This window comes from Halomonas sp. YLB-10, assembly GCF_003856855.1.
Classification (GTDB): domain Bacteria; phylum Pseudomonadota; class Gammaproteobacteria; order Pseudomonadales; family Halomonadaceae; genus Halomonas; species Halomonas litopenaei.
The window spans coordinates 465,146-482,749 of record NZ_RRCU01000002.1; the positions used below are offsets into that span (position 1 = coordinate 465,146).

Here is a 17,604-nt window from a genome sequence, read left to right on the forward strand (position 1 = left end):
TGCTATGCCTGGCATGCTTCGCGCACCGCTGCGCCGACTCATCGAACTGTGGACCGAGGTTCGGCTGGCGGAACCGACGCCGGATAAACTGGCGCTGGATCCGCAGCTGCCGACGCTCTATGTGCTACCGCGCCCCTCGCTGAGCGACGCCCTGCTGCTGGACAGCTACTGCCAACGTCATGGCCTGCCCCCGGCGCGTGGCCGGTTGGCGCTGCCCGACAGCAACCTGCCGCGCTGCGTGGCGCTGCCGGCACGCCGGTTCCGGCTGTGGCCGGGCCAAGCCACCGGTGTCGCGCCCTTCACCGAGCTGATCACCAGCGACACCCGGATACAGCTGGTGCCCGTCAGTGTGTTCTGGGGGCGAGCCCCGGGCAAGGACTTCGGCCTCTGGCATCTGCTGGCAGCGGACAGCTGGCGCCTGACCGGACGACTGCGGCGAGCGCTGTCGGTGCTGGTCAACGGCCGCGACGTGGAAATCCAGTTCGGCGCCCCGCTGCACCTCGAAGAACTGCATGACGGTGACGCCCCACGCACCAACCGCAAGGCGGCAAGGCTGTTGCGGGTACACTTTCGCCGGGTGCGTACGCGGGTGCTGGGGCCGGACCTGTCGCACCGCAGCACGATGATTCAGGGAGTGGTGGCAAGCGACGAGGTGCGTCGGGAGATCGACCAACTGGCAGAGAAGGCCAGCTCACGCAAACGACTCAAGCGACGCGCCAGACGCTATGGCCACGAGATCGCGGCCAACATGACCTATCCGGTGCTGCGCTTTCTGGCCGGCGCCTTGAAGCGCCTGTGGAACCGGCTCTACGACGGCGTCGACGTCAATGGTCTGGAAGAGGTCAAGGCCCTGGCCGAGGATCACACCCTGATCTACGTGCCCTGCCACCGCAGCCATATCGACTACCTGCTGCTGTCCTACGTGCTCTACCGCGAAGGCTTGATGCCGCCCCACATCGCCGCAGGACGCAACCTTGACATGCCGTTGATCGGCCCTTTGCTGAGACGTGGTGGCGCCTTCTTCCTGCGTCGCAGCTTTCGCGACAACCGCCTCTACGGCGCGGTGTTCAACGAATATCTGCACCGCCTGCTGGCCCGGGGCTATCCGATGGAGTACTTCATCGAAGGCGGTCGTTCCCGCAGCGGTCGCATGCTCACGCCTCGTCCCGGCATGCTGGCGATGACACTGCGGTCCTTCCTGCGCTGCCAGCGGGTCGACGAGCGGCCGATGGTCTTTGTTCCGGTCTATATCGGCTACGAGCGTATTCTCGAGAACTCCAGCTACCAGCGCGAACTGGGCGGTGGCAAGAAGCGCAAGGAGTCCCCGCTGGATCTGCTGCGGGTGCTCGGACGTCTGCGCGAGCCCTACGGCCGGGTATCGGTCAATATCGGCGAGCCGCTGCCCATCGGGGGCTTTCTCGATAGCCACGCCCCCGGCTGGCGAGACGACGAGTCGCCGCGCCCCGACTGGCTGGCACCGACGGTCACCACGCTTGGCAGATCCCTGACCCGGCGCATCAACCGGGTGGCGGCGCTGAATGCCATCAACCTGACAGGCCTAGCGCTACTCTCGTCGCCGCACCGCGCCCTGGAGTACGCCACCCTGACCGACCAGCTCGCCCTGCTCTGTCGCCTGGCCGACAGCCCCGCCTGCGGCGAAAGACCCAGTCTGCCCGACGAGTCTCCGGAAGCCTGCATCGCCAGGGCGGTGGACCTGGACATGGTCGAGCGCCACGCCCATAGCCTTGGTGACATCGTTAGCGCCACGCCCGAGCAAGCGGCACTGCTGGCCTGGTATCGCAACAACGTGCTGCACCTGTTCGCCCTGCCGGCGCTGGTCGCCTTCGCCTTTCGCAGCCGCCACCAACGCAGCCTCCACGAACTCTGCGACCTGTTGACGCCGCTTTGGCCACCGCTGGCCCGGGAGTTCTGTGTCGATGAAAGCGCGGACATGAAGGAACGCCTCGCGGCCATTCTTGCCGTCCAGGTGGACCTGGGGCTGCTGGAGCGCCATGGCGAAGGCTTTACGCCGGTGGAAAGCCTCGAAGGCCGAGAACGCCTCGAGCTGATCGGCCGCATGATCCAGCCATCGCTGGAGCGCAACGCCCTGCTGATCGAGGTGCTGCTGCGATCCGGATCGGGGGCACTGGACCGGGCCACCCTGAAGGAGCGCTCGCGTGCGCTGTCGGAACGCCTTGGACTGCTCAGCGGTCGCGAGGCACCGGAGTTCTTCGACCCCAAGCTGTTCGAGACCCTGATCGATACCCTGGAACAGGAAGGCTGGGTGTGGCTCGAGCAGGACCGGCTGCACTTCGACGAGTGCCTCAAGCGCGCGGCCCAGCGGGCCTCACGCCTGCTCGACGCCTCGCTGCGACGGCGGCTGGCGTTGATCAGCCGTCACCGCGAGGAGGCCGTCGAGACTCCCTCGGAGGTCAGCGCTCAGCCTTGAGCGAGCGGTGCACGTAGATGTCGTAGCGGCTGGTCTTCTCCTCGAGTCGATGCCTCGGCTCGGGGCCTGCTATGGCAGGCGCCTTGCGCGGACGCTTGACCACCACGCGGTGGCTGGCGACGTCCAGCGCCGCTTCCAATAGCCGCGGTGCATCGTCATCGTCCCCCGCCAACTCGCGAAACAGCCGCATCTCCTTCTTGACCAGGGCCGACTTGTCGCGGTGGGGGAACATCGGGTCCAGGTGGATCACCTCCGGGGCTACCCCGGCCGCTGCCACGATGGCGCCAAGCTCACGACTGCTGTCGCCGTGGGCAAGGTGCATGTGCGCCGCCGCTTCCTGAGTGTCGCTATCCTCCCGGGCACGCCGGAGTCCGTCATCCAGCAGGGCCGCAATCGCGGCTACCCGCTCGATCAGCAGCACCTCGGCGCCCAGGCTCGCCAGCACGAAGGCGTCACGGCCTAGACCCGCGGTGGCATCGATGATGCTCGGGGTGACGCCCTTGGCCAGACCGCAGGCCCGAGCCACCAGCTGACCGCGCCCACCGCCGAAACGCCGTCGGTGGCCGGCTCGCCCACCGACGAAGTCCACCCACAGCGGCTTGCCATAGCGGGCCTCGTCACCGACCAGCACCAGCCGACCCTGGTCATCCCGTTCCAGCGCCAGCGCCGCCTCGGGGTCGGTGTCCAACACGAAGGGCAGCGCCAGGTCAGGGCTCAGGCGAACACTCACGAACGCGCCTTTCGCTCGGTCTTCTTCCAGGCCACCTGATCGCGCAGATAGACGGGCTGGGCGTCATGGGGACGCTGGGCATCGCCTGCGGCAAAGACCTCGACGGCCAGGCGCACCATGTCCTCGGCGGCAGGGTCGACATCGGTCACGGTCAGATTGAGGCTGGCCTGGATCTCGGCGGGCATCTGATCCCACAGCGCCCAGCCAGACCCCAGCCCCACCCAATCATGGTCTTCATGCTCGCGGGGCAGCACCAGTCGTTCGGGCGGCAGCACCGCTTCGTCCATCAGTGCCAACGGCCGCCCATCCTCGACCCGCCAGGCACCGACGTAGATTTCGCCCATGCGGGCGTCCAGCGCGGTGACCATGTAGCGATAGCGATGGCGCAGGTGGCCGCCCAGCGCCAGTGCCTCCAGCGTCGATACACCGACCAGTGGCCGGTCCAGTCCATAGGCCAGCCCCTGGGCCACACCCGCGGCAATCCGCAAGCCTGTGAAGGAGCCTGGTCCGCGCCCGTAGGCCACGGCGTCCAGTTCGCTGGCCGCCACCCCGGCCTCGGCCAGCACTTCGTCGACCATCGGCAACAGACGACGGGTATGCTCTCGCGGGGTCTGCGCAAAACGCGCTATCACCTCGTCCGGGCTACCCTCCTGGCGACGCAGCAGGGCCGCGGAGCAGGCGCTCGAGGAGGCATCGAGGGCCACAATCAAGGTCATGTCAGGCTCATCCTGGTAGTGAATCCGGCACATTATAAACGACTCACGGCCCGCCTTGGGGCGAGCCGTGAGTCGAATGCAGCAAGCGTGGTGCGGTAGATCAGCCTTCGAGGGCCTCGCGCACCTGACGGGTGATGTCATCGACACTACCCACGCCTTCCACGCGATGATAGCGCGGGGCATCCTCAGGCGCCTGCTGGGCCCATTGCTGGTAGTAGCCCACCAGCGGCTCGGTCTGCTCGTGGTAGACCGACAGACGATTGCGAACGGTGTTCTCGCGATCATCATCACGCTGAACCAGCGCCTCGCCGGTCACATCATCCTTGCCGTCTTCCTTGGGCGGATTGTGGTCGACATGGTAGACGCGGCCGGACGCCGGGTGGACCCGACGACCCGCCAGACGATTGACGATTTCCTCGTCGGCCACGGCGATCTCGAGCACGTGATCGATCTTGACGCCACCTTCCTTCATGGCATCGGCCTGGGGAATGGTGCGCGGGAAGCCATCAAACAGGAAACCGTTGGCGCAGTCAGGCTGGGCGATGCGTTCCTTGACCAGGGCAATGATGATGTCATCGGAGACCAGGCCACCGGTGGTCATGATTTCCTTCACCTTGAGGCCCAGTTCACTGCCTTCCTTGACCGCTGCACGCAGCATATCACCAGTGGAAATCTGTGGGATATCGTAGCGCTCACAGATGAATTGGGCCTGGGTGCCCTTGCCGGCACCCGGGGCACCCAAGAGGATCAAACGCATCGTTGGAACTCCTTCGAGAAAGCGAAAAGTCGGGGTGAAGAATGGGTTAAGCGAACAATACCCGTGCCGTCTTGGCGACACAACCTGAGGTTACTCGCAACTCACCGAAAACCTGCAGAAAAAGCGTTTAACATCAAGCTGCTGGCATCTAGATTGCACTTTGGTCAGGAGTCATAGAAGCGTCACGATTCGCCCGGCCTGGCACATCCACATGGCACGCAGTCAGAGCTGACGGCAGGACGAGAAACGGCGCCTTGCGGCGCCGTTCTGTTCTCGCATTCAGCCTGAATTACAGCAGAAGGCGACGCACGTCGGTCAACAACTGTCCCAGCAACGCGGTGAAGCGCGCGGCATCGGCGCCGTTGACGGCACGGTGGTCATAGGACAGCGACAGCGGCATCATCAGTCGCGGCTGGAAGTCCGCGCCATTCCACACCGGCTTCATCGACGCCTTGGAGACCCCGAGGATCGCCACCTCCGGCGGGTTCACGATGGGCGTGAAGGCGGTCCCGCCGATGGAGCCCAGGCTCGAGATGGTGAAGCAACCACCGGTCATCTCGTCACGCTTGAGCTTCTTCGACTGAGCCTTCTTGGCCAGCTCCACCGACTCCTTGGCCAGGTCGATCAGCGACTTCTTGTCGGCATCGCGGATCACCGGCACCATCAGGCCATCGGGCGTGTCCACGGCAATACCGATGTGCACGTACTTCTTCTGCACCACGGTCTCGCCGTCGGCCTTGAGGCTGACGTTAAACTGCGGGTACTTGTTCAAGGCATAGGCGCACGCCTTGATCAGGAACGGCAGCGGAGTCAGCTTGGCGCCCTGGGCTTCCGCCTCGGCCTTCATCGACTTGCGGAAGGCCTCGAGCTCGGTGATGTCCGCCTCGTCGAACTGCGTGACGTGGGGAATATTGACCCAGCTGCGATGCAGATTGTTGGCGCCCATCTTCATCAGGCGGCCCATCTGCTTCTCTTCGATCTCGCCGAACTGGCTGAAGTCCTGATCCGGGATCGGCGGAATGCCAGAGCCCCCGGCAGCAGGTGCCGCAGCGGCGTCGCTCTTGCCCTTGCCCTGGTTGGCCATGGCCTGCTTGACGTAGTTCTGCACGTCTTCCTTGAGCACTCGATCCTTGGGACCGGAGGGCTTCACCAGGGCCAGGTCGACACCCAGTTCGCGGGCCAGCATGCGCACCGCAGGGCCGGCGTGAACGCTCTTGGCATCACGCGGCTTGTCGGCCACCGCAGAGCCCTGACCGGAGGCCGCCTGCTGCTTGTGCGCGTCCTTCTTCGGGGCATCCTTTTTCGCGGCGTCCTTCTTGGGAGCGTCCTTCTTGGGAGCGTCCTTCTTCGGCGCCTTCTTCTTGGGCGCCGCGCCGGCGACCTCGATGTAGCCGATCAGGTCACCCTCGGAGACACTGTCGCCTTCCTTCACCGACAGCTCCACCACCTTGCCCTTGAACGGGCTCGGCACGTCCATGGAGGCCTTGTCGGACTCCAGGGTGATCAGGGCGTCCTCGACGTCCACCTCGTCACCTTCGCTGACGGCCATCTCGATGATCGGCACGTCGCTGGAACCGGACAGGTCGGGGACACGAACCTCCTGACGACCACCTTCGGCGGCCTCGTCGTCGGAATCGTCCTCTTCCTGCTCTTCCGACGCGCTTTCGGCGGACTCGGCTGCACTCTCATCGGCAGACTCATCGGCAGACTCATCGCCATCACCGCCTTCACCGGCGACTTCCATGGAGCCGATGACGTCACCTTCGGAGACGGTATCCCCTTCCTTGACGGTCAGGCTGACCAGCTTGCCGGCGTGGGGGCTCGGCACGTCCATGGAGGCCTTGTCGGACTCCAGGGTGATCAGGGTGTCTTCCTCGCCGACCTCGTCGCCTTCGGACACCGCCACCTCGATGATCTCGACGTCGCTGGAGCCACCCAGGTCCGGCACCTTGATCTCGACGGTCTTGCTGCCACCGCCGCTCTTCTTCTTCGGTGCCGGCTTGTCGTCGGACTTGGGCGCTTCCTGCTCGTCGCCGCCGGAATCGGCCTGCGACTCTTCAGCCGAATCGGCGTCGGCGTCAGCATCCTCGTCGGCGTCGCCACCACCTTCGGCCTCGATCTCGACGATGTCATCGCCTTCCGAGACGGTGTCGCCTTCCTTGACCAGAACCTTGAGGACCTTGCCGCCCTTGGGCGCCGGCACGTCCATGCTGGCCTTGTCGGATTCCAGGGTAATCAGGGTGTCTTCCGGCTCGATCACGTCACCTTCGGACACCGCGACTTCGATGATTTCCACATCGGTGTCACCACCGATATCGGGCACTTTGATGATTTCGCTACTCAAGGTCGCGCTCCTTCAAACTCTTGACGGAGGCGGGCCACCGGCCCGCCATGCCACCGGACAGTCCAACCGATGCCTTACACCTCGAGCGGGTTGGGCTTGTTCGGGTCGATGTCGTACTTCTTGAGTGCCTCGGCCACGACCTTGCGGTCGATCTCGTCACGATCGGCCAGCGCCTTGAGCGCCGCCACGGTGACGTAGTAGCGGTCGACCTCGAAGAACCGGCGAAGCGCTTCGCGGGTGTCGGAGCGACCATAGCCGTCGGTGCCCAGTACATGATAGTCGGTCGGCACCCAGGCGCGGACCTGGTCGGCGTACAGCTTCATGTAGTCGGTCGAGGCGATCGCCGGTCCCTTGCGCCCTTCCAGACACTTGGTGACGTGAGGCTTCTCGGGGTCCGCATCCGGGTTGATGAAGGCCTGACGATCGAGCCCCAGGGCCTCGCGACGCAGCTCATTGAAGCTGGTCACGCTCCAGATGTCGGAGCCCACACCCCACTCTTCGGCCAGTATCTCGGCGGCAGCCTCGACCTCGCGCAGGATGGTACCGGAGCCCAGCAGCTGGACGTGGCCCTTCTTGCCCTTGGTCTCGCGCAGCAGGTACATGCCCTTGATGATGTCCTCGGCGGGAATCTCCTCGAGCTCGGGGTGCTCGTAGTTCTCGTTCATCAGGGTCAGGTAGTAGAAGCAGTTTTCCTTGTCGGAGAACATCCGCTTCAGACCATCCTGCACGATGACCGCGACTTCGTGCCCGTAGGTCGGGTCATAGGTGCGGCAGTTCGGGATCATCGCTGCCTGCAGCAGGCTGTGACCGTCCTGGTGCTGGAGACCCTCGCCATTGAGCGTGGTACGACCGGCGGTACCACCGCACAGGAAGCCGCGAGCCTGCATGTCACCGGCGGCCCAGGCCAGATCACCGATCCGCTGGAAGCCGAACATCGAGTAGTAGATGTAGAACGGCAGCAGAGTGGTGTTGTTGTTCGAGTACGAGGTGGCCGCGGCAATCCAGGCAGACATGGCGCCGGCCTCGGTGATGCCTTCCTCGAGGATCTGACCCTTCTGATCCTCGCGGTAGAACATGATCTGGCCCTTGTCGACCGGCTCGTACTTCTGGCCTTCGGAGGTGTAGATACCGAGCTGACGGAACATGCCCTCCATACCGAAGGTGCGCGCCTCGTCGGGGATGATCGGGACCACCCGCTTGCCGATCTTCTTGTCCTTGACCAGGCCATTGAGGATCCGCACGAAGGCCATGGTGGTGGACACTTCGCGGCCCTTGGAGCCGCCGGTCTGGGAGGCGAAGGTCTTGTCATCGAGGCCGGGAATCTCGAGCGCCTCGAAGTCATTGCGACGGCTCGGCAGATAGCCGCCTAGCTGTTCGCGCTGATAGTGCATGTACTTCATTTCGGGCGAATCGTCGTCCGGCTTGTAGTACGGCACTTCCTTGAGCTGGTCGTCGGAGATCGGGATGCCGAAGCGATCACGGAAGCGCTTGAGCGCCTCGTACTCCATGGTCTTGACCTGGTGCGCCTCGTTGGCCGCCTCGCCGTCGCCGCCACCCATGCCGTAGCCCTTGACGGTATGCGCCAGGATCACGGTGGGGCGACCATTGGGTTTGGTGGTCGCCTCGTGGTACGCCGCGTAGACCTTGAACGGATCGTGGCCACCGCGATTGAGCTTCCAGATGTCCTCGTCGGACATGTCCTTGACCAGGTCGGCGGTCTCCGGGTACTTGCCGAAGAAGTGCTCACGGGTGTAGGCACCGCCGTTGGCCTTGTAGTTCTGGTAGTCGCCGTCGACCGCCTCGTCCATGCGCTTCTGCAGCATGCCCTTCTTGTCCTTCTCGAAGAGCGGGTCCCAGTGACGACCCCAGACGACCTTGAGCACGTTCCAGCCGGCACCGCGGAAGACACCCTCGAGCTCGTCGATGATGCGGGAGTTGCCGCGCACCGGGCCATCGAGACGCTGCAGGTTGCAGTTGATAACAAAGATCAGATTGTCGAGCTTCTCGCGGCTGGCCAGGTGGATGGCGCCGAGAGATTCCGGCTCGTCACACTCACCGTCGCCCATGAAGCACCAGATCTTGCGATCCTGCATGTCGTGCAGCTCGCGGGAGTGCAGGTACTTCATGACGTGGGCCTGGTAGATCGCCTGGATCGGGCCCAGACCCATGGAAACCGTCGGGAACTGCCAGAACTCCGGCATCAGCCACGGGTGCGGGTAGGATGACAGGCCGTTGCCATCGACTTCCTGACGGTAGCTGTCCATCTGCTCTTCGGTCAGCCGGCCCTCGAGGTAGGCGCGGGCGTAGATGCCCGGTGCCACGTGACCCTGGATGTAGATCAGGTCGCCTTCGAAGTCGCCGTTGGGGGCACGGAAGAAATGGTTGAAGCCCACGTCGTAGAGAGTCGCGGAGGACATGAAGCTGGCGATGTGGCCACCCAGTCCCGGCTTCGCCTTGTTGTTGCGAATGACCTGAGCGATGGCGTTGTAGCGGATCACCGAGCGAATACGACGCTCCATGAACAGATCGCCAGGCATCGGGGCCTCGCAGTGCACCGGAATGGTGTTGCGATGCGGGGTGGTGACCGAGAAGGGCACCTGCATGCCGTCCTGGCGATAACGGTCGGCGAGCCGCGTCATCAGGTACCGGGCACGATCCTCGCCCTCACGATCCAGAACAGACTCCAGGGAATCCAACCATTCCTGGGTTTCGACCGGATCGAGATCTTCTCTTGAACCAAGACTCATAGAACGTCTCTCCGAATGACGATGGGGGTCCATTGCCCCACGATCGAGGCCAATGAGCGAGCGGGATAGAGGGGGTGATTCCCCGCCCGCCTCGCAGCGTCAGGCATGTAGTAATATTACTAGAATGTCCGTGCCAAACGAGCACGATTGGGCAAGAAGATACCTCAAACGCCCTGCACTGCCAATTGAAGCAGCTATGGAAATATTTTTCAATTACCTCATATTGCACTGCAACACAATGGCTTAACCCAAAGGGGGTATGACTTAAGCGCCTCAAGTCAGCCACTTGTAAACAAACTACCGTTTGACCTGAAGGTGATGGCTCGCGCTATGCCGAAACGATGCATGGCATCTTCATCTAGCGGTGCTGCAAACAGCGCCGCAGGTACGCCCAGTCGAAGGAGGGGCCGGGATCGGTCTTTCGCAGGGGAGCGATTCGCGCGTGACTGGTCAGTCGTTGGGGGGTGATCTCGGGGTAGGCGTCAAACAGCGCGTGCAGCACCTGGGCCAGGGCACGGTACTGGGCGTCTCGATAGGGCGACACCTCGTCCCCTTCGAGCTCGATCCCGATCGAGAAGTCGTTGAGCTCGCGGCGCAGGCAATGGCCATCGAACCAGCTGGAGCGTCCCGCGTGCCAGGCCCTCGCCTCGAAGGGCGCAAACTGAACACACTCTCCGTCGCGACGGATCAACAGATGCGCCGAGACCTTGAGTCCGGCGATACTCGCGAAGTAAGGGTGGGCCTCGGGATCCAGACGGTTGGTGAACAGTTCCTCGATGTGCTCGCCGCCGAATTGACCCGGCGGCAGACTGATGGAATGCACCACCACCGCCGATATTTCTCGTTCGGGTCGTTCATTGACGTTGGGCGAAGGCGCTCGCCTGGCCCCGTCGAGCCACCCGTCGTGACACTGCATGCTGGTGTCTCCATTGTCTGAATATGGGATCGTCACCTCGCCCACTGACGTCGAGGTGCTAGTGCCCCTATAATGTCGGCTCCACGCGCCGCAATACAGAGATACCCATGCACTTTCAGGACGCCCTTGCCGAAGACATCCGCAACAGTGCCGCTCGCCTGCTGGCCGAGGACGTCGGTCCGGTGGACATCACCGCCCAACTGATTCCCGAAAAGCATCTGGGCAAGGCCCGCGTCATCAGCCGCGAGCCGGCGATACTCTGCGGCGTGGCCTGGGTCGACGAGCTGTTCCGCCGCCTCGATCCCCGGGTCGCTCTGACCTGGCATGCCGCGGACGGCGATCGACTGACGCCAGACGAGCCCTTTCTCGAACTGGCAGGCCCCGCACGCAGCCTGCTGACCGGCGAGCGCGCGGCTCTCAACCTGCTGCAGACGCTGTCGGCCACCGCCACGCGCACCCGCCACTACGTCGACCTGCTCGAGGGCACCGGTGTGCGGCTGCTCGACACCCGCAAGACGTTGCCAGGTCTGCGTATCGCCCAGAAGTATGCGGTGGCCTGTGGCGGTGGCTGCAACCATCGGATCGGCCTCTACGACGCCTTCCTGATCAAGGAAAACCATATCTCGGCCTGCGGCGGCATCGCCGGCGCCGTGAAGGAGGCCCGCAGCATCGCGCGTGACCTGACGGTGGAGGTGGAAGTCGAGACCTTCGAGGAACTGGATCAGGCGCTGGCCGCCGGCGCCGACGTGATCATGCTCGACAACTTCTCACTGGATGACATGCGAGAAGCGGTGCGCCGCGTCGCAGGCCAGGCGACGCTGGAGGCGTCCGGCAATGTCGACGAGACGACGCTGAAAGCCATCGCCCAGACAGGTGTCGACTGCATCTCGAGCGGCGCACTGACCAAGGACGTGAAGGCCATCGACCTGTCCATGCGCATGGTCGAGGAAGGCCCGGCAGGCTGACGCCCTGTCCGTTTCGAGAAGCGCTCCCCCGGCCTGGACCCTGGCCCATGCCTGGGGGCTGTTCTTGAAGGGCACTCTCGGAGTTACTCTTGGAGATTACTCTCAAGGGGCTCTCCAGCGGGGTCACTCCAGCGGGGGGGCTCTCCAGCGGGGTCACTCCAGCGGGGGGGCTCTCCAGCGTCCAGCGTGGGGGCTCTCCAGCGTCCAGCGGGGGCACTCCAACGTCCAGCCGGGGTCACTCCAACGGCTTGCTCATGCATAGCCGTGGCAGCAGCTCTCCGGCGCGCTCGACCCACTCTTCACCGTGGGATTCCCAGCCGGCGTCGAGCAGTGGCTCTGCCAGCATCAGGCTGGCTTCGATGATCATCCGCCGGGCGCCGGCGTTTCTCAGGCGCTCCTCGGCAAGCGACAGCAAGCGGCCGCCGATGCCCTGGCCGGTCAGCGAGGGCCACACATAGAGCGTCTCGACGCGCGCGCGACCGGGGTCCAACTCGACAAAGCCGACGCAGCGACCGTCACACTCGGCCACCAGGGTAGTAAACAATGCCTGACGAGCACGCCAGGCGGAACCGTCCCTGGGCAGCGCCGAAGCCCAGGCCTGACGCTGGGCCAGACTGTAGTGGCGACTGGCCCCCATCATGACGGCGTGATAGAACACTTCGGCTTGATCCGAGCCATCCTTGGCGAGGGCCTCACGATAGTGAATACGGGAACGTCGCTCGACCGGCATGGCTTGCGACATTCTGGGTTCGGACATGTAGGGAACTCCTGCAGGACTGGAGACGGATAATCCGGCGCGTCGAGGTTCGCCAAGCCTAATCAGATAACGGGCTCGATCCAACACTCCTGACCACCCTGATGCCCGGCGACGCTGTTTCATGCCCAACTGGAGCTTTGTCATGTCACGATACCTGCAAGCACGTTGCTGGAGTCATTCAGGTCACCCCTGACCCACTTCCTGCGTCATCAGAGTTTCGACATCAAAGCATCGACGTAAAAGCATCGACATCAGAGCCTCACCAGATCATGCCCGACGACCTCTATACCCTGACGCCCATCGGCACCATACGCAGCGACTTCCCGGACAAGTTCGGCGTACCCCGTCAGCCAGGGCTTGCAGAAGATGCCAGAGCTCGTCTGGTGCTGGAGGGCGACTTCGCCAATCCCATGGCCGTACGTGGGCTGGAGGGGTTCAGCCACCTGTGGCTGACCTTCATCTTTCACCTTAGTCCGCCCCACTGGAAAGCGATGGTCCGTCCGCCTCGACTGGGAGGAAATGCACGAATAGGCGTATTTGCCAGCCGCAGCACCCACCGCCCCAACCGTCTCGGGCTCTCGCTGGTGGAGTTGATCGACATCGATACGCGCGACGGCGTCAGCCTGGTGCTCAAGAGCGCCGATCTGGTCGACGGCACACCAGTGGTGGATATCAAGCCCTACCTGCCCTGGGCCGAGAGTCGCCCCGACGCCCGTACCGGTTTTGCACCTGAAGCGCCGACGCAGCATCCGGTGGTGTTCTCGGCCGAGGCCGAAGCGGTGCTTTCCAGCAGCGACAACGATGGTTCCTTGCGTCGCTTGATCGCCCAGGTCCTCGCCCAGGACCCGCGCCCCGCCTATCGCAGCAAGGGCAGTGACGACGATCGCCAGTACGGTGTCAGCCTGAGAGGTTTCAACGTGCGTTTTCGCGCCGAAAACGACAAGGGCGCCCTGCGCTTTCGCGTGGACGCCCTTGAAACCGGGCAGGAACCAGGAAGAAACGACTGACCCGCTGTGCTCGTAACTCCACTGGCCGCAGCATCATATGCCGCTACTTCAACTTCCGCGCCCACTGTCACTGTGCATCGACGCCGATCACCATCCGTGATCGCGACACCGTCAGTACCGCTGTGCCTTGCGACACAGCCACACCCAAGGTGAACGACCAGGTTTTCGTTTGACCTGCCCACTGGTCTCAATCGATGACCCCGGAGATTCCCAGACCGACCGTTGGGCCACCGTGGGAGGCGCCAATCCCCATCCCGACACTCCAGCGGCCAGTATCAGCGGTTCGTCGTACGCTCACACCTAGTGCCGATTCTCCGTTGTAGTAGCCAGTCCCCACATGATAGGTGAGCTTTCCTGCGACATAGGGTGCATCGCCCATGGCGGCCAGGGCCGCGATCCCCGCACTGGCATCTCGCTCTACTTCGTCAATCTTGTGGTCGAGTTGGTTGTAGTCGGAAGTGAACTTGCGGTTCAGTTCATTGAGCTGCGACATGTTGACCGCGTCGGTGGGTGCCGAACCGGCAGCCACGTTATGCAACTGGGTGGGGCCACTGCCATTGCCCAGGCTGACAGAGTGGTAGTCGACGCTGCCATCCTCGCTACGATCGTAGTTGACCGCTCCCTCTTGCACGGCACCAAGCTGGCGCACATTGACCGCATCGGTGTCCTCGGTGCCCCCCGCGACGTGGGTGATCTGACGTTCACCACCCTCGTTGCCGACCGCAACAGCTCCCTTGGATGACTCCACCGCCACGTGCGAAAAGGCTTCCTCCTCCCCCTTCATGCCTTCTCTATCGGCCACAGCGCCATCACCAAGTGCAACACCTCCTTCAGCTTGAGCCTTGGCGCCACCTCCGATGGCAACGGTGTCTGCAGCACTGGTAGTGGCAGCGTCTCCCTGCGAATTCGCCTGGAAGTACTTGGTGTCCTGACCACTCAGTGCCAGGTCGCCGATATCCTCCATCAAGTCCCAGATCTGACCACCATTGACCGCATCAGTACTGCCTTGATGGATATCGCCTTCGGCCAGATTGCTGATCACGGTACCACCGTCGGCACCAGCCAGAGTGATCTTTCCCTGGTGGGAATCTGGGTCATATTGCACGACATTCTGGGCCGGGTTGCCACTGCCGCCCCCCAAGCTGTCGAGGGTCGTCTGGATATCACCGACATCGCCTTCAAGATTGGTGAGACGACCATTGGTGGCGTGGAGCTGACTGCCGTTGACCGCCTCTAGACTGGTGTCGGAAAGCGACCCATCCGCAATATTACCGAGCACGGTACCGCCGAAGGCTCTACCAGGCGACTTCAGGGTTACGTGGTTCCAGTCGACGCTGCCGTCGTTGAAGTGGTCATACGCCACCACTTCCTCAAGCGCCATATTGGTCGCATGGAGCTGGCTGCCATTGACCGCATCGGTACTGGTAGCGGAGATTCGACCCGCGGCCAGGTGGGTCAAGGTTCGCTCCTGCCCTTCGTCACCGATGCTGACGGTAGCAATGGGGTTTGTGCCGGCGTATTCATGCTGTTCACCGAAGATAATGCCTGACTCGGTGCCTATTGCCTCCTGTGAGGTCGACTGGGCCCCCAGCGCCACATCCATAGCCTGATTGGCGCTGGCTCCAGCACCCAGGGCCATCGCCTGCTCGCCCGAGGACACTGCCGTACTACCGACCGCAATCGCATCTTCCAGCAGGGTGTGGCTCTGGTCGCCAATGGCAACCGCACCGGCTGCCCCTATCTCCACCTTGGCGCTCACCCCCATACCGATGGCGTCATCGCCATTGACCGTGGTATCAGGCCCAATGGCGATGGAGCCTTCGCCGGTGGCGAGGGCGTCGACTTCCCCTCCCCCGTTGGCATGAAAATACAGCGATCCCGTATCCGAGAGCGACCCCACGGCCCCCTTGAGCTGACGCATGGTCACCGCATCGTGATCCTCGATACCATCGGCGATGTTGATCAACTGGCGATACTCACCGTCCCGCCCCACGGAGACCGCTCCCATTAGATCGGCGTCCGAAGTGTTGTACTGAATGGTGGCATTGCCCACGACGATCTGGCCGGAAACCTTCGCCACCTCGCGGTTCGCGATCGATCCGCTGCCCAGTGCCACACCGCCAAACACCGAGCTTGAAGCGCCATTGCCGATGGACACCGCATTAGTTGCCGAGGACACCGCCGCCGGCCCCATCGCCAGGCTGTCGGTGCCGCTGGCACTGGCACCGCTACCGCTGGATTTGGCCTGGTAGTACGCGCTGTCGGCGGCGATATCCCCCAGGTTGGTGGTGAGATTGGTGATATCGCCTTCGTTCTGGGTCACCCGCACATTGGTCGCGTTCAACTGACGACCGGTGACTGCATCGGTGCTGTCGGTGGACAGGGTGGCGTCGGTGAGATTGGTGATTCGGGTTCCGGCATCGCCGGCCAGGGTGATACTGCCCTCATTGAGCGTGCCGTCGTCGCTACGGTCGTAGACCACCGCACCGGCCGACAGATCCCCCAGGTTGGTGGTGAGATTGGCGATATCGCCTTCGTTCTGGGTCACGCGCACATTCGTCGCGTTCAACTGACGACCGGTGACCGCATCGGTGCTGTCGGTGGACAAGGTGGCGTCGGTGAGATTGGTGATCCGGGTGCCGGCATCACCGGCCAGGGTGATACTGCCCTCATTGAGCGTGCCGTCGTCGTTACGGTCGTAGACCACCGCACCGGCCGACAGATCCCCCAGGTTGGTGGTGAGATTGGTGATATCGCCTTCGTTCTGGGTCACCCGCACATTGGTCGCGTTCAACTGACGACCGGTGACCGCATCGGTGCTGTCGGTGGACAGGGTGGCGTCGGTCAGATTGGTGATCCGGGTGCCGGCATCACCGGCCAGGGTGATATTGCCCTCATTGAGCATGCCACCGGTGCCGCGGTCGTAGACCACTGCGCCCTCGGCCAGATTCCCCAGAGCCTGGTTGGTGGCATGGAGCTGGCTGCCGTTGACCGCGTCGGTACTGGTGGCCGAGAGTCGACCTGCTGCCACGTGGGTGATGGTGCGCTCGCTGCCGCTGGTGCCCACGCTGACCGTACCGGTCGGGCTGCTGCCGGCCAAGGCGTAGTCAGTACCGGCCACGGTGGCCGTGGTGGTGGCCACCGCCGCTTCCGTGGTGGCACCGTTACCCAAGGCTACGCTGTTGGCGACGCTGGCCTTCGCGCCATTGCCGATAGCCACCCCATTGGTTGCCGAGGACACCGCCGCCGGCCCCATCGCCAGGCTGTCGGTGCCGCTGGCACTGGCGCCGCTACCGCTGGATTTGGCCTGGTAGTAAGTGCTGTCGGCGGCGATATCCCCCAGGTTGGTGGTGAGATTGGCGATATCGCCTTCGTTCTGGGTCACCCGCACATTAGTCGCGTTCAACTGACGGCCAGTGACCGCGTCGGTGCTGTCGGTGGACAGGGTGGCGTCGGTCAGATTGGTGATTCGGGTTCCGGCATCGCCGGCCAGGGTGATACTGCCCTCATTGAGCGTGCCTCCGGTGCCGCGGTCGTAGACCACCACGCCGTCTGACAGATCTCCCAACGCCTGCACGCCTTCCGACAGTTCTCCCAGCGCCTGATTGGTGGCGTTCAGCTGACTGCCGTTGACGGCATCCGTGCTGGTGACAGCTAACCGTCCAGCCGCTACGTGAGTAATAGTACGCTCGACGCTGGCTACCGCATTGCCCCCGCTATCGGTCGTTGCCGCCGCGCCAAGGCTCAGAGTGCCTGTCGGTGCCGCACCGGCGAAACTGTAGCTCTTGCCCGCGATGGTAGCCTGGGTGGTTCCCACCACCGCCTCGGTGGTGGCGCCGTTTCCCAAGGCCACGCTGTTGGCCACGCTGGCCTTGGCATTGGTACCGATGGCAATGGCGTTGCTGGCGGACGCCTCTCCGGAATCACCGAGCACCATGGAGTAGTTGCCACTCGCTTTCGACCAATTTCCCACTACATTGGTAGCGGCGCCAGCGACGGTATTTTGAAGACCTACCACATTGGCACCAGTAGCAGTCGATGACAGCGTGTTACTTGAGCCGAAAACACCGGAAAAATCGCTAGTCACGTTATTGGTATTGCCAACGACCCGGACTGCATTGCCTTTAACGGTATTGTTGAGACCAATCGCAGACGCATATGTCGATGTGCCTTCGATCTTGTTGGAAGTACCAATGGCAATCGCGCTCTTGGCACC

Annotated in this window: 11 protein-coding genes; 3 read left to right on the forward strand and 8 right to left on the reverse strand. The window is 63.5% G+C overall.

Features of this window, described 5'->3' with window-relative positions:
• The first annotated feature begins 4 nt into the window (after positions 1-4).
• On the forward strand, positions 5-2,449 hold the full coding sequence (plsB, locus tag EBB56_RS05980) for a glycerol-3-phosphate 1-O-acyltransferase PlsB (protein ID WP_083970407.1): 2,445 nt from the start codon (positions 5-7) through the stop codon (positions 2,447-2,449).
• Here plsB and EBB56_RS05985 read toward each other — a convergent pair.
• The 6 genes from EBB56_RS05985 to ampD form a co-directional block, all read right to left on the reverse strand.
• Entirely contained in the window at positions 2,433-3,149 is a 717-nt protein-coding gene (locus EBB56_RS05985) for a class I SAM-dependent methyltransferase (protein WP_045992845.1), read from the reverse strand. The genes plsB and EBB56_RS05985 overlap by 17 nt on opposite strands.
• A gap of 26 nt (positions 3,150-3,175) precedes the next feature.
• Positions 3,176-3,895 (reverse strand): tRNA (adenosine(37)-N6)-threonylcarbamoyltransferase complex dimerization subunit type 1 TsaB, encoded by a 720-nt coding sequence (gene tsaB, locus EBB56_RS05990; protein ID WP_045992827.1) that lies wholly within the window; start codon positions 3,893-3,895, stop codon positions 3,176-3,178.
• A gap of 100 nt (positions 3,896-3,995) precedes the next feature.
• Positions 3,996-4,652, reverse strand: a complete 657-nt coding sequence (gene adk / locus EBB56_RS05995) for an adenylate kinase (RefSeq protein ID WP_045992828.1) — start codon at positions 4,650-4,652, stop codon at positions 3,996-3,998.
• 289 nt (positions 4,653-4,941) lie between these two features.
• On the reverse strand, positions 4,942-6,996 hold the full coding sequence (aceF, locus tag EBB56_RS06000; RefSeq protein WP_124803352.1) for a pyruvate dehydrogenase complex dihydrolipoyllysine-residue acetyltransferase: 2,055 nt from the start codon (positions 6,994-6,996) through the stop codon (positions 4,942-4,944).
• A gap of 74 nt (positions 6,997-7,070) precedes the next feature.
• Positions 7,071-9,743: a pyruvate dehydrogenase (acetyl-transferring), homodimeric type gene (gene aceE / locus EBB56_RS06005; protein ID WP_045992830.1), complete on the reverse strand. Its 2,673-nt coding sequence runs from the start codon at positions 9,741-9,743 to the stop codon at positions 7,071-7,073.
• Between the two features lie 358 nt (positions 9,744-10,101).
• On the reverse strand, positions 10,102-10,659 hold the full coding sequence (gene ampD, locus EBB56_RS06010) for a 1,6-anhydro-N-acetylmuramyl-L-alanine amidase AmpD (RefSeq protein WP_045992831.1): 558 nt from the start codon (positions 10,657-10,659) through the stop codon (positions 10,102-10,104).
• A gap of 107 nt (positions 10,660-10,766) precedes the next feature.
• Here ampD and nadC point away from each other — a divergent pair, with 107 nt between their 5' ends.
• A complete protein-coding gene (gene nadC / locus EBB56_RS06015) occupies positions 10,767-11,624 on the forward strand; it encodes a carboxylating nicotinate-nucleotide diphosphorylase (protein ID WP_045992832.1) in 858 nt (285 codons plus the stop codon).
• A gap of 235 nt (positions 11,625-11,859) precedes the next feature.
• Here nadC and EBB56_RS06020 read toward each other — a convergent pair whose 3' ends face one another.
• The gene (locus EBB56_RS06020) at positions 11,860-12,381 is read right to left on the reverse strand and encodes a GNAT family N-acetyltransferase (RefSeq protein ID WP_045992833.1); all 522 of its coding nucleotides are present in this window, start codon (positions 12,379-12,381) and stop codon (positions 11,860-11,862) included.
• Positions 12,382-12,650: 269 nt separating this feature from the next.
• Here EBB56_RS06020 and tsaA point away from each other — a divergent pair, with 269 nt between their 5' ends.
• The gene (tsaA, locus tag EBB56_RS06025; protein WP_045992834.1) at positions 12,651-13,388 is read left to right on the forward strand and encodes a tRNA (N6-threonylcarbamoyladenosine(37)-N6)-methyltransferase TrmO; all 738 of its coding nucleotides are present in this window, start codon (positions 12,651-12,653) and stop codon (positions 13,386-13,388) included.
• Positions 13,389-13,575: 187 nt separating this feature from the next.
• On the opposite strand, the gene EBB56_RS06030 is transcribed toward tsaA, so the two are convergent.
• On the reverse strand, positions 13,576-17,325 hold the full coding sequence (locus tag EBB56_RS06030) for a YadA-like family protein (RefSeq protein WP_045992835.1): 3,750 nt from the start codon (positions 17,323-17,325) through the stop codon (positions 13,576-13,578).
• Between the last annotated feature and the right edge of the window lie 279 nt (positions 17,326-17,604).